This is a genomic window from Azorhizophilus paspali (assembly GCF_043587585.2).
Taxonomy (GTDB): Bacteria; Pseudomonadota; Gammaproteobacteria; order Pseudomonadales; family Pseudomonadaceae; genus Azotobacter; species Azotobacter paspali.
Genome location: NZ_CP171449.1, coordinates 3,201,351 through 3,214,026, shown reverse-complemented (window position 1 = coordinate 3,214,026; position 12,676 = coordinate 3,201,351). Strand labels below are relative to the sequence as shown.

The following is a 12,676-nucleotide window of genomic DNA, read 5'->3' as shown; positions in this document are numbered from 1 at the left end:
TGGCCTGCAGAGGGCGCAGCCGACAGGCCGAAGATTTGGCTGGACCGCACATTGCCGGAAACAGGTTACTGCTATCACCGACCCGATTGGCTGTCGTGTCCTCGACACGGCGGCAGCCGAATTGCTTGACGATCATAGAGCGTTGGAACCACCTGATCCCATCCCGAACTCAGCCGTGAAACGACGCCTCGCCGATGGTAGTGTGGGGTTTCCCCATGTGAGAGTAGGTCATCGTCAAGCCCCTTTTGCGAACCCCCGGACCGTCTCGTCGGCCCGGGGGTTTTTGCTTGCCCCGGGCGCAGTCCCGCCCCGACAGGCCGGCCCCGCTAAGGGCGCCTCTCTCCGCAGGCCCGTCGGGTGGCGCCCCAGCCGTTTCCCTCCCGGCGCGCCGCTGTTCCGTTCAGTGCTCTTCCCTCGTGGCATCTATGCTTGTATGTCGGCAAGACCTGTCGGGATCACCACGCGCGAGGTTTCTCCAATGCCGGCTTGGTATAGTGGAACATTTGAATGAGGCGGTTTAAGTCACCATCAATTGGTAGTTGCACTCAGGGTCGTTGGGTAAACGCGTCAAGGAGTGTGAGGTGGTAGGTAGTATCGCAATAGGTGCAACCAGATGGGACGGTGGGGCTGATATCGTTCCTCTTGCTCGTGGAGCTTTAAGCGGTGTTCTTTCCGGACCCTTGGGTATTTTTCACATTCATCCGAAGCAGAGAGTGTGAAAATTTTCATTAACCCCTTGTGTATAAAAAGTTTTTCTGTAAAATGCGCGCCATCTTCGGAGCGTAGCGCAGCTTGGTAGCGCGTCTCGTTCGGGACGAGAAGGTCGCTGGTTCGAATCCAGTCGCTCCGACCAATCAAGGATCCCCGGATTTTCTAGGGGTGTTTGCAAGACGTCGATCCAGGTAAGAATGAAGCGCCCCGTTTAACGGGGCGTTTCGTTTTTGGGTCGGGCTGGTCGATCCAGCAGTGAAGTAAAAATCCTCTTGAGCTAGCAGGACTCATTCGGCGGTGTTTTCCAGCCAAAGGCATTTGCCATAGGAATAGATGGCTGTATTCATCAGAACACTACGCTTCACTATTTCTTAATAGGTGTTCTTCGAGCCATGACTGTCGGGTTGCTGCTTGTTTCAGTATACCTGACCGATCAACCGATGAATCATTCCATCGCTCGTCCGATATCGTTTCCTATAGTGTCGATTCTCGGCAGCCTCGGGCGTTCGGGGTTGCACTAATTGCATCCAGCGCCAAACGACTTCAAAGAATTGAACCACCTAACATAGTGTGACGGCTTTCTGAGGTAATAGAGCTATACGGTTCTGCGGAAGGCTAATCCATCGCAACTCAATAACCCGTCAGTCTGGTCAGAAATTGCTCTAGCAGTTGCGGTGTGTTCAGGTTGGCCAGCCGTGAATCTCCCGATGCGCATTGCAGAACTGTAGCCTCATGTGCCAGAAAGACCCGGCGTGGACTGCGCTAGCCGTCTTGCCAGGCCCTTTCGAGGGCTGGTTCCAGGCTCTTGGGGATCAAGCAGAATAGGGGCTCCCATTGCTGACCCTGACGTAGCAGCAAAGAACGTTCGGGGTAGGCGTTGGCATGTTGGCGCATGCTGTACAACAGTGCGGCATTGACCAGGGGGGGCATCGCAGGGCAAGACCAGTAGCCAGCCATGACGGGCGACTGCCAGTCCTGCGCGGATACCGGCCAAGGGACCCGGAAAGTCCGGTCTGTCGTCATGCACTAGATGATCGGCATAGAGTGCATAACGTTCGGTATTGCGATTGCAAGAAATGATCAAGTCGCTGGTGATCGGTCGCGTCACTGCGTGTAGGTGGGCAATCAACGGCTTGCCCCGCCACTCTAGCAACCCTTTGTCATGTCCCTCCATGCTTTGTCCCCGGCCACCAGCCAGCAATAGCACCGAGCAGGGAGGAGGGGCATGTCCGGGATGGTTATTGAATGGTTCCGCCGGTTGCTTGTGGTATAACTCCGGTCCGACTTCTCTGTGATACTGGAAGGCGGCATGAGTCATAAGGTTGAAGCGGCCTTCGTGCCATTAAACATTGCAGTCCTGACCGTCAGTGATACCCGTACTCTAGGTACCGATACCTCAGGCCAGTTGCTTGTCGAGCGCCTGAGTGCGGCAGGGCACAAATTGGCGGCGCGTCTGCTGCTCAAGGATGACTTGTACCATATTCGCGCCGTGGTAGCCGCCTGGATCGCTGACAAGGATGTGCAGGTCGTGCTGATTACCGGCGGAACCGGCTTTACGGGCCGTGATAGCACTCCCGAAGCCGTAACCTGCCTTCTGGACAAGCAGGTCGACGGCTTTGGCGAGTTGTTCCGCCATATCTCCATGGCTGAGATTGGTACTTCCACCGTTCAGTCCCGCGCTCTGGCTGGTCTGGCCAATGGTACCTTGGTCTGTTGCCTGCCGGGCTCGACCGGCGCTTGTGCCACGGCTTGGGATGGCATCCTGGCCGAGCAATTGGACGCCCGTCATCGTCCCTGCAGCTTCGTGCCCCATCTGAAGCCGGTACCGTCCTGTGGAGCGCGCGGATAGCCCGATGAAAAAGTCCGCGTTGATAGCTGTCGAGGCTGCTTTTGAATGCCTGTTGCAACTGGCCGAGAAGGAACCGATCGGCGATGTCGAACGGGTTGCACTGGATGATGCTGAGGGGCGGGTACTGGCCGAGCCTTTGATTGCTTCCTTGGATCTGCCACCTTGGCCGAACAGCGCAATGGATGGTTATGCACTGCGTCTAGTCGACTGGATTGGCGAGCCACTGGCTGTCAGTCAGACGATCTTCGCGGGACAGGCCCCCGAGCCTCTGCAGTCCGGCACTTGCGCACGCATCTTTACCGGGGCGCCGGTTCCAAAAGGGGCGGATTGTGTCGAACTGCAGGAAAACACCGAACTGCTCGAAGATGGGCGGGTACGCTTCAGCCAGGCCTTGCGTCCGCGACAGAACATTCGCGAGCAGGGTCAGGAAACCCGTTGCGGTGAAACCGTGTTGGTTGTAGGCACTCGCCTGGGGCCGGCGCAACTGGGGCTGGCCGCATCCCTGGGCATCGTCGAGCTGCCGGTGCGGCGGCGTCCACGGGTGGCGCTGTTATCCACCGGAGACGAACTGGTCAGACCAGGACAACCGCTGGGTCCGGGGCAGATCTACAACAGCAATCGCACCCTGTTGCTGAGCTGGCTGAAGCGCCTGGGCTGCAGCGTGTTGGATGCCGGCATCCTGCCCGATGATCCGCAATTGACCCGTGCCCGTCTCGAGGAGCTGGCTGAAGCCGATCTGATCCTCTCGACCGGCGGCGTATCGGTCGGCGAAGCGGACTGCTTTGGTCAGATTCTGCGCGAGGAGGGCGAACTGGCTTTGTGGAAGCTGGCGATCAAACCAGGCAAGCCGCTGACGGTCGGCCGCTATCGGGGCGTTCCCATCATCGCTCTGCCCGGTAATCCGGCCTCCTCGCTGGTCACCTTCGCCCTGCTGGCCCGGCCGTATCTGTTGCGCCGTCTCGGCGTGCGGGCCGTAATGCCATTGGCGTTCCAGGTACCGGCCGGCTTCGCTTGGAGCAAACCCGGCAAGCGTCGCGAGTACTTGTGGGCACGTCTGGAAAATGGACGTGCCGTGCTTTATTCGAACCAGAGTCCCGGCGTATTGCTCAGTGCTACCTGGGCCGACGGACTGGTCGAGGTAATCGAAGATACGACCTTGGCCGAAGGCGACTCGGTACGTTTCATTCCGCTGAGCGAAGTGCTGGGCTGAGACGTCGTACCGGAGCGTGTTCGACTGTTCCGTCGTCCATACTTGTTGAAAAGGAACGCTTTTCGAGGTGGGTAATGGCTGAGCACAAGGCATGGTTGGTGCTGCATGGTCGACAGGTCTCGAACGAGGAGCTGCGTACCGCTATTCTCGCCCGCCGGAAGGCGGGCTGGGAAATCGCTGTGCGCCTGACCTGGGAGGCCGGAGATGCTCGGCGTTTGGTCGGGGAGGGGCTGGCGGCAGGCTATCCGACCATCATCGCTGGCGGTGGCGACGGTACGCTGCGTGAAGTGGCGGAAGCCATGGTCCTGGCGGGCAGCGGTGCTAGTCTGGCGATCCTCCCGCTGGGCACGGCCAACGATTTCGCCCGGGCGGCCGGTATTCCCTTGACGCCGGCGGGGGCTCTGGCCCTGCTGGAGGTCACGCCCAGCGCGGTGGATCTCGGCGAAGTGGATGGTCGACTGTTTCTCAACATGGCCACCGGCGGTTTCGGCTCGAAAGTCACTGCCAGCACGCCCGAGGAGTTGAAGAAGGCTCTCGGTGGCGTGGCCTACTTGCTGGCCGGACTGACGCGCCTTTCCGAATTGCATGCGTCCTTCGGGCGTTTTCACGGACCGGGTTTTCACTGGGAGGGTGAGTTCCTGGCGCTGGGTATCGGCAACGGGCGTCAGGCCGGCGGAGGCAATCCTCTCTGTCCCGGGGCGCTGGTGGACGATGGCCTGCTCGATCTTTGCATAGTTCCTGCCCCTGAGGATGCCGAGAGCCCGCTCAGTACCCTAGGGGCCCTGATTTCCCAGCGTATCCTCGGTGGGGCCGAAACCCTCTCCATCGGCGCGCGCCTGCCGTGGATCGAGATCGAGGCCCCGGAGGGACTGGACCTGAACCTGGACGGCGAGCCATCGAACGGTCGGAGCCTGCGGTTCTCCACCCGTGCGGCTGCCCTGCGGGTACACCTGCCGCTCGACTCGCCGCTGCTATGCGGTAATTGCGGACCGCGAGCGGCCGAACCCGAGTCCTACTGATCGTCGAAATAGCGTTCGTGCCACTCTACCAGGGGTTGCGGAGCCTTGAGCTTGTGCCCGTAGATCACCGAGTACGACAGCACATTCTGCACGTACTGGCGGGTTTCGTCGAAGGGGATGCTTTCCACCCAGACATCGAAGGCCAGGTGATTGGCTCCACGCAGCCATTGGCGTACGCGCCCAGGGCCGGCGTTGTAGGCAGCGGAGGCGAGTACCCGGTTGCCACCGAACTGGGCATGTACCTGGCTCAGGTAGGCGGCGCCGAGCTGGATGTTGGTGTCCGGATCGAAGACCTGCCGTGGCGAGCTCAGCGGAATGCCGAACTTGCGCGCAGTTTCCTGGGCCGTCGCCGGCATCAGTTGCATCAAGCCGCCGGCACCGACGCTGGAGCGGGCATCGCTCATGAAGGCGCTTTCCTGGCGGGTAATGGCGAACACCCAGCTCGAGTGCAGGCCGCGGCTTCTGGCGGCACTCGTCAAGCTGTTCTGGTGGGCCATCGGAAAGCGGATGTCCAGATCGTCCCAGTATTGCGCTTGGCTGATGGTGCGGATGGCCGGGAAATACCAGCCCATGTCGTACGCCAGCCTGGCCTGGGCGACCATTTCCTCGCGGCTGAACAGGCGGCTGACGTGGTACCACTCGCGGCGCGCGTCGACGACCTGTCCGCGTGCGTAGAACTCCAGGGCCCGGCGGATACCGGCGGTGTTGCGCACCTTCTGCACCACCCGTGGATCCAGGGGCATTGGCTTATGGTTCAGTTGGTAAGGCACCTGGATGCGGTCGGCGGCGAGAAAACCGTAGAAATCCCGTTCGCGGGCGACCGGCTGGTAGAGTCCGGTCGCTTCCCGGCTCTGTGGCTGGGCCAGTTGCAGGCTGCGCGCCTGCCAGTAACGCCAGCGGTTGCTGTCGGCGAGCTCCGGAGGCATCTGGCGGGTCAGGCGATAAGCTTCGTCCCAGCGGCCCAGGCGCAGTAGCAGGCGGGCGCGCCATTCGGCTACGGTCTTGTCGCGCAGTTCGGGATCGTATTCGACCATCACCGCGAGAGCCCGGCTGTCGAACCGTCTGGCCAGCGACAAGCCGATTTCCCGGGCGATCGCTACCTTCTCGTCGTTGGAAAAGCGCATGCGCCGGGCATAGTCGTCGAGCAGGGCCAGGGCCTTGTCCGGCTCCTGGCGAGCCAGCCGGCGCAGGCCGAGACCGACCACATCGGCCATTCGCTCGCTGGCCGGAGCGAAGCGCGAACTCTGGCTCAGCAGCATTTGCGGCTTCTGCGCCACCTCGACCATTAGCAAGCCTTCGCGCTCGAGAGCGGGAGCGCTTTTCGCCAGATTCGTGGCTAAGCCGTAGTTACGCGCATCGGCGGCCAGACGCAGGCGCTGCCAGCGCCTCTGATCGGTCAACTGGCCTTCGGCGGCCCAGAGCCCGAACAGGGTGTCGCAGGTTTCCGGCTGCGACTTGCCGACCAGCCAGAGCTTTTCGGCGAGGGCTTGCCCTTCGGCCTTGCGCCCGTGGGTGAGCTGGTAGCGGCCGTACAGGCAGTCGAGTTCGGTGAAGTTCAACGCCGGATCGTAATAGTCGACGAAGGTCTGCCAATCGCCGCGTTCGGCCAGCCAGCGCAGCCAGCGCAGTTTCATCCAGCTAATCTGTGGCAGATCGCCATGCTCGGTGAGGAATTTTTCGATTTCCTCGTTGCTGGCGGTTTTCAGCCGGGCAGTCAGTTCGTCGTAAGCCAGGTGAGGCTCCAGCGGATAGTCGCGCAGGACCTGGCGATTGCGCAGGTAGAGGCCGGCATCGCCCTTGGCCAGCGCCCGCTTGGCCTGGTCATAGAGGAGGCGCTGTTCGCTGAGCGAGGCAGCCTCGGCGAGCGGGGCAGCCAGGGGGAACAGGGACAGGCAGAAGAACAGGCTGAGCAATCGGCTGCGCATGACGCTTCTCGGGGAGGGAGTGGCGACGGAGTTTCGCGGTAATGGAACTCATGTCTAGTTTAGCTGTAGCGCCGCCTTCATTGACAGCGCACCGGATAGCCAAGAATGCGCGAGTAGTCGGCCGGAACGTGACCGGTGCCCGACCCTGATAGAATGCGCGCCGATTCTCTTCGAGGCCCCGCCCATGACCCTGCTCAAGTTCACCGACGTTTCCCTCGCCTATGGCGCCATGCCGTTGCTCGACCGGGTGTCCTGGCAGATCGCCCGTGGCGAACGGGTGTGCATCATCGGCCGCAACGGTACCGGTAAGTCGAGCATGCTGCGTCTGCTCAAGGGTGGCCAGCAGGCCGACGACGGGGAGATCTGGCGCGCGCCGGGGTTGAAGCTCGGCGAGCTGCCGCAGGAGCTGCCGCGTGCCGACGAGCGCACCGTGTTCGATGTGGTTGCCGAAGGCTTGGCCGGGGTCGGCGATCTGTTGGCCCGATACCACCATCTGAGTCAGAACATCCACAGCGATGCCGATCTGGAGCAACTCACCCGTGTCCAGCAGGAGTTGGAGGCGAAGGATGGCTGGCGCCTGCAGCAATTGGTCGACAGCACCCTGAGCCGTCTGCAACTACCGGCCGACAAGACCCTCGCCGAGCTGTCCGGCGGCTGGCGGCGGCGTGTGCTGTTGGCCCAGGCGCTGGTCTCCGAGCCCGACCTGCTGCTGCTCGACGAACCGACCAACCACCTCGACATCGGTGCCATCGCTTGGCTGGAAGAAGCGCTCGCGGGCTTCAACGGCGCCGTGCTGTTCATCACCCACGACCGGGCTTTCCTGCAGAACCTGGCGACACGAATCCTCGAGCTGGACCGCGGCCGGCTGATCGACTGGAACGGTGACTACGCCAGTTTCCTGGTGCACAAGGAGCAGCAACTGGCCGCCGAGGAGACCGCCAACGCGCTGTTCGACAAGCGCCTGGCCCAGGAAGAAGTGTGGATACGCCAGGGCATCAAGGCTCGTCGTACCCGCAACGAGGGGCGCGTACGGGCACTCAAGGCGATGCGCGTCGAGCGTACCGAGCGCCGCGAGCGCCAGGGCCGGGCCAGCTTCCAGGTGGAAGCGGCGGAAAAGTCCGGCAAGCAGGTGATCGCCGTCGAGCATGTCGGCTTCGCGCACCCGGGCAGCGCGCCGCTGATCCGCGATTTCTCCCTGGTTCTGCAACGCGGCGATCGCATCGGCCTGCTCGGTGCCAACGGCAGCGGCAAGACCACCTTGCTCAAGCTGCTACTGGGAGAGCTTGCGCCGACCAGCGGGACTATCGAGATCGGCACCAAGCTGGAGGTAGCCTATTTCGACCAGTTGCGCCATCAACTCGAACCGGAAAAGACGGTGATCGACAACCTCGCCGAAGGCCGCGAGTTCATTACCATCAACGGTCAGAACCGCCACGTGCTGAGCTATCTCGGCGATTTCCTGTTCAGTCCACAGCGCGCCCGCACTCCGGTCAAGGCGCTGTCCGGCGGCGAGCGCGCGCGCCTGCTGCTGGCCAAGTTGTTCAGCAAGCCGGCCAACCTGCTGGTGCTCGACGAACCGACCAACGACCTGGACGTGGAAACCCTGGAGCTGCTGGAGGAGGTGTTGCTGGATTTCCCCGGCACTGTACTGATGGTCAGCCACGACCGGGCTTTTCTCGACAATGTGGTGACCAGCACCCTGGTGTTCGAAGGCGACGGCCGGGTCCGCGAGTATGTCGGCGGCTACCTGGACTGGCTGCGCCAGGGCGGCTCGCCGCGTCTTCTTGGTGTCGGCGAGCGCCCGGGGCAGGGCGAGGCGCCGAAGAAGCAGGCAGCGGCTCAGGCTGCCGAGGCGGAAATTGCCAGCCCGTCAAGTGCTTCCAGGAAAAAGCTGAGCTATAAGCTGCAGCGCGAACTGGAGGCGATTCCCGGCCAGATCGACGCCCTGGAGGCGGAACTGGCCGAACTGCAGGAACGCATCGCCGAGCCGGCCTTCTACCAGCAGCCGGCGGCCCAGACCGCTCCGCCTCTAGCTCGTCTGGAAAGCCTGCAGCAGGAGCTCGACCGTCTGCTGGAGCGTTGGGCGGAATTGGAAGAGGCCTGACCGGCCCGTCGCAGAAAACGCCCGACAAGGCCCGCCGGGTGTCGGGGCTTTCTCCCCGGCCAGCCGGAGGAAAGACCCGAAACTACAGCCACTGTCCGGCAGCGCTGGAGCTGCGGGGCGTGATCGAGGATTGCCGAGGCCTGCCGGCATTCCGAAAGGCGCGAAGCCGGAAGCTCACGCCGGAGCGGGAATACCGCGAACAGGCCTGCCTGGAGGAAAGCGTGCGTTGGGTGAGCGTGACGCCATGCCGATCGGGAGTCGAAGGAGCCGGGCGCGTCTGCTCCAATAGTTGCAATTGCTCAACCAGCACTTCTGGTCGTGCACCCATGGCACCGACTACGGCGTCCGAAGCTCGAGGCTTTCCTGCCTGCTTCTCCACGGCTTTCAGTATGAGCCATGCGCTGGAGACCTGGCTCGCCGGGGGCTGTCCGCTGACGATGAGCGCAGGCGAGGGACTGAATTAGTCTCCTCGCCTGCCGGGCGCCATTATTCGGTTTTTTTCAGACGCACCGCTAGCACGTCGCAGGGCGCGCCGTGCAGCAGATCGTTGGCCGTGGAGCCGAGCAGCAGGGCGAGGCCGTGGCGGCCGTGGCTGCCGACCACGATCAGGTCGCATTTCTTCTCCAGCGCGAGCTGGTGGATTTCCTGGCGCGGCTGTCCGAAAAGGATGTGCTGCCGCTCGGGCTGCAGTTCGGGGTACTGGCCGGCGAAGGCGGCGACCCGCTCGCGCGCCTGGTCGAGCTGCTGCTGCTGCAGGGTCGACAAATCCATCGGCACGTCTCCGCCGAAGGCCATGGCCATCGGCTCGACGACATGCACCAGCGACAGTTGGGCCTGGAAGTGCTTGGCCAGATCGATTGCGCGGCAGATGACCGGATGGCATTCGTCGGTGAGATCGACGGCGGTCATGATGTGTTGGTAAGGCATGGTCGTGTCCTGTGCGGTGAGTCTCTATCAAGTATGACGTGCCAGGACGAACAGGGAAGCCTTCGTCGGTATTGACTCGCGGTTCCTTGAGCCATGACCGGCAACACCCTGTGGCTGATCCTGGCGGCGCTGGCCGCCCATCGTGCTGGGCAGCCTCTACGAAAGCCTGATCCACCCGCTGACCATCCTTTCCACGTGGCCTCGGCCGGGGTCGGTGCCCTGTTGCTGCCGATCGCCACCGGCACGCAACTGACGGTGACCGCGCTGATCGGCATCGTCAAGAAGAACGCCATCATGCTGATCGACTTCGCCCTGCTGGCCGAACGCAACCAGGGCCTGGCGCCGCGCGAAGCCATACTGCTGGCTTGCCGGATGCGTTTTCGGCCGATCATGATGACTACCCTGGCGGCCTTCTTCGGCGCCCTGCCGATGGTGCTGGAGAGCGGCGGCGACGCCGACCTGCAGCGCCCGCTGGGGTTGACCATCTGCGGCGGGCTGGCGCTCTACACCACGCCGGTGGTCTACCTCTACCTCGACCGTTTCGGCCACAGCATCGCCCGTTTCTGGCACGTACTTGTCCGCCGTCTGCCTGCCCTATGAGATTCGCCATTCGACGCGCTGCTGGTCCAGGTGGAGGTCTCCAACCAGAACGTGGCGCAGTATCTGGCCCAGTAGGCCTAGGCGCTGACCCCGACTGGGCAGTCGCGGGCGGATCTCTTCCCCTCCCTGCACGGTGGCGCCGGCATAACCCGCAGCGGCTCGGGCAGCGGCACCTACCTGATCTCCAGCACGGGCTTCTTCACCGCCAGCGCTACGGGCGGCAGCGAAGGCGTCACCCAGAGCAGTAGCCGCAGAGTGTCGGGCATCAGCGACAACTACTCCGCGCAGCTCAGCCTAAGCTGGGAGCTGGACCTGTGGAGCAAGCTGCGTCGCACCCTGGAAGAGGACCGCGCCAGCGCCGCCGAACTGGCCGACGCCACCCTGAGCGCGCAGTCCAGCCTGGCGCAGAACTATTTCCAGCTCCGCGTGCTGGACAAGCGCATCAAGCTCTACGACATCAACATCCGTTCCTATGAACGCTACCTGCGGGTGATGCGCGACCAGTACGAACAAGGTCAGACCTCGCGGGCCACCCTGGCCCAGGCGGAAACCCAATTGGAGTCGGCGCGCGCCTCGTCCCTGAACCCGCGCTGGCAGCGTGCCCAGTACGAGCACGCCATCGCCATCCTGATCGGCAAGGCGCCTGCGGGCTTCTCTCTGCCGGTGGCACGCTTCAAACAGCGGATTCCCGAAACCTCCAATCGCGTCGTGCCTAGAATAATCTTTTGCGCGTTGCCCGTGATAAACCGGCGTCCGGTATCCGACGCACAGGGTCGCGGCCTCGCGTCCGGGACCTGTGTGGCACCGAACAGATCGAATCGCTCACTGTCCAGCGCTACCGTCTTCGACGCTGTGCTCATTGCTCTTGGCCTTCAGGAAGGTATGACCCATTTTACCTGGTGGGGCTTTCGCGACAGCCTCTTTAGGGCGGGGAAGGATAGCGCGGACGGCGTAGCCGTCCCTTCATCAGGTAAAATGCCGGCATGAAACAGACCAAGACCCTGCAAGTTCGCGTTCGAGACAAGCATGCCCCGCTGCTGCGCCAGATGGCCCGCGGCGTCAACTTCGTCTGGAATTACCTGAACGAACCGAGCCAGCGCTCGATTCGCGAGCGCGGGGTCTTTCTGTCCGCCTATGACATGCACCCCTACATTTCGTCATGAGTCCATCCAACCTCCTTCGGGCAAGAGCGTGGACGAGGGAAGCGGTCAACGGATGGCGGCGGGAAAACGGGAATGGATTCGTTTGGTTTTAGCAGGGAAGGTACGGCCCGTGGCCGGCGACGCTTCCTATCGATGTCGGATAATTCATGACGGCGATGAACCCGATGAATACCTGGAACAGACGGATGCTCTGCTGCGTCCTGGCTGGCCTGCTCACGGCCTGCTCATCGGCGGGGCCGGGAGAGGGACAGCAGGGCGGCGCGGCCCGGACCCAGCAATCCGGGCAGCCGAAGCCGGCCGTGGATGCCGGCGGGGCCGAGATGTTGCCGGTGGTTTCCTGGCGCCTGTCGCCCGGTCCGATCGAAAGCCGCGCGATCGAGGCGCCGGGCATGCGGCCGGTGTTTCTGGTCGGCGACGACAATCTGTCGAGGAGCTGGTTGCGGGCGAAGCGGGACCGGCTGCGGCGCTTGAATGCGCTCGGCCTGGTGGTGAACGTCGCTTCGTCGGCGGGTCTCGCGGAGTTGCGCGGGCTGGCGGAGGGACTGTCGCTGATCCCGGTGTCCGGCGACGATCTGGCGGCCTTGCTGGGGTTCGCCCACTACCCGGTGCTGGTCACTTCCACCTATATCGAGCAATGGCCTTGAGCCTTGCGAGGCCCTGCCGGTGCCACGAGGCGGGGCGCTCTGCGCGGGGCAGGGCGCTTGCCAGGGATCAGAGCAGCGATTTGCCGTAGCAGTTGGAGCTGTGACGTTCGAGGATCACGTTGTCGATGCCGGCCTTGTGCAGCAGTTGGCCGAGGAGCAGGCCGGACGGACCGGCGCCGATGATTGCCACTTGAGTCTTCATTGTTTTTGTCTCTCCGGGTCGGGGCCGGCCTGCCCGTGCAGGGCCGGCTGCGCTGAAGGCCTCTGCATTTGTGTTGGGATGGATCAGGAAAGTAAGGTGATTTGGACGGTATTACCGGTAATTTCGAATGATTTGTTCAGTTATCGGGCCAGAGGATAGCGCAGCCCATGAGGCCGATCGCACCCGACATTCCGGTGTTCAAGCTGTACGGTGAACGGCTGGCCTAGCCGACGCCGGACCTTTTGCATTGCGAGTCGATCCCGCAGCGCAGCAGCTTGCATCGCTGGGAGATCAGGCCGCACCGGCATGCCGACCTGTTTTA

The 12,676-nt window shown here is 62.9% G+C and carries 10 protein-coding genes, 1 tRNA gene, 1 rRNA gene and 3 pseudogenes; 11 read left to right on the top strand and 4 right to left on the bottom strand.

Features of this window, described 5'->3' with window-relative positions; all coding sequences use genetic code 11:
* The first annotated feature begins 124 nt into the window (after nt 1-124).
* Nucleotides 125-240, top strand: a 5S ribosomal RNA gene (gene rrf, locus ACGI6K_RS15585).
* A gap of 536 nt (nt 241-776) precedes the next feature.
* Nucleotides 777-853, top strand: a tRNA-Pro gene (locus ACGI6K_RS15580).
* Nucleotides 854-1,441: 588 nt separating this feature from the next.
* Here ACGI6K_RS15580 and ACGI6K_RS15575 read toward each other — a convergent pair.
* Nucleotides 1,442-1,885, bottom strand: coding sequence for an NTP transferase domain-containing protein (locus tag ACGI6K_RS15575; protein ID WP_394542964.1), 444 nt, complete (start codon nt 1,883-1,885; stop codon nt 1,442-1,444).
* Between the two features lie 135 nt (nt 1,886-2,020).
* On the opposite strand from ACGI6K_RS15575, the gene moaB reads away from it, so the two are divergent.
* The 3 genes from moaB to yegS all read left to right on the top strand — a co-directional run bounded on the left by moaB (nt 2,021) and on the right by yegS (nt 4,789).
* Nucleotides 2,021-2,560: a molybdenum cofactor biosynthesis protein B gene (gene moaB, locus ACGI6K_RS15570; RefSeq protein WP_041807033.1), complete on the top strand. Its 540-nt coding sequence runs from the start codon at nt 2,021-2,023 to the stop codon at nt 2,558-2,560.
* 4 nt (nt 2,561-2,564) lie between these two features.
* Entirely contained in the window at nt 2,565-3,770 is a 1,206-nt protein-coding gene (locus tag ACGI6K_RS15565; protein WP_376942232.1) for a molybdopterin molybdotransferase MoeA, read from the top strand.
* Nucleotides 3,771-3,844: 74 nt separating this feature from the next.
* Nucleotides 3,845-4,789: a lipid kinase YegS gene (gene yegS, locus ACGI6K_RS15560; protein ID WP_376942233.1), complete on the top strand. Its 945-nt coding sequence runs from the start codon at nt 3,845-3,847 to the stop codon at nt 4,787-4,789.
* Here the strand turns inward: yegS and ACGI6K_RS15555 are convergent.
* Nucleotides 4,783-6,714 carry a transglycosylase SLT domain-containing protein gene (locus tag ACGI6K_RS15555; RefSeq protein ID WP_376942235.1) on the bottom strand — a complete coding sequence of 644 codons (1,932 nt, stop codon included), beginning with the start codon at nt 6,712-6,714 and terminating at the stop codon, nt 4,783-4,785. The genes yegS and ACGI6K_RS15555 overlap by 7 nt on opposite strands.
* 184 nt (nt 6,715-6,898) lie before the next feature.
* Between ACGI6K_RS15555 and ACGI6K_RS15550 the strand changes: the two genes are divergently transcribed.
* Complete coding sequence (locus ACGI6K_RS15550) at nt 6,899-8,818, top strand: ATP-binding cassette domain-containing protein (RefSeq protein ID WP_376942237.1); 1,920 nt, start codon at nt 6,899-6,901, stop codon at nt 8,816-8,818.
* A gap of 486 nt (nt 8,819-9,304) precedes the next feature.
* Here ACGI6K_RS15550 and ACGI6K_RS15545 read toward each other — a convergent pair whose 3' ends face one another.
* A complete protein-coding gene (locus ACGI6K_RS15545; protein ID WP_376942239.1) occupies nt 9,305-9,745 on the bottom strand; it encodes a universal stress protein in 441 nt (146 codons plus the stop codon).
* A gap of 139 nt (nt 9,746-9,884) precedes the next feature.
* On the opposite strand from ACGI6K_RS15545, the pseudogene ACGI6K_RS15540 reads away from it, so the two are divergent.
* The 4 genes and pseudogenes from ACGI6K_RS15540 to ACGI6K_RS15525 all read left to right on the top strand — a co-directional run.
* Nucleotides 9,885-10,345 (top strand): annotated as a pseudogene (locus tag ACGI6K_RS15540) (efflux RND transporter permease subunit); the annotation flags it as partial.
* Between the two features lie 84 nt (nt 10,346-10,429).
* Nucleotides 10,430-11,332 (top strand): TolC family protein, encoded by a 903-nt coding sequence (locus ACGI6K_RS15535; protein WP_377969272.1) that lies wholly within the window; start codon nt 10,430-10,432, stop codon nt 11,330-11,332.
* Nucleotides 11,329-11,508, top strand: a complete 180-nt coding sequence (locus tag ACGI6K_RS15530; protein WP_376942241.1) for a hypothetical protein — start codon at nt 11,329-11,331, stop codon at nt 11,506-11,508. The genes ACGI6K_RS15535 and ACGI6K_RS15530 overlap by 4 nt, the downstream gene beginning before the upstream one ends.
* Nucleotides 11,509-11,654: 146 nt before the next feature.
* A complete protein-coding gene (locus ACGI6K_RS15525; protein ID WP_376942243.1) occupies nt 11,655-12,152 on the top strand; it encodes an integrating conjugative element protein in 498 nt (165 codons plus the stop codon).
* Between the two features lie 97 nt (nt 12,153-12,249).
* Here ACGI6K_RS15525 and ACGI6K_RS15520 read toward each other — a convergent pair.
* Nucleotides 12,250-12,354 (bottom strand): annotated as a pseudogene (locus ACGI6K_RS15520) (FAD-dependent monooxygenase); the annotation flags it as partial.
* Nucleotides 12,355-12,521: 167 nt separating this feature from the next.
* On the opposite strand from ACGI6K_RS15520, the pseudogene ACGI6K_RS15515 reads away from it, so the two are divergent.
* Nucleotides 12,522-12,674 (top strand): annotated as a pseudogene (locus tag ACGI6K_RS15515) (helix-turn-helix domain-containing protein); the annotation flags it as partial.
* Between the last annotated feature and the right edge of the window lie 2 nt (nt 12,675-12,676).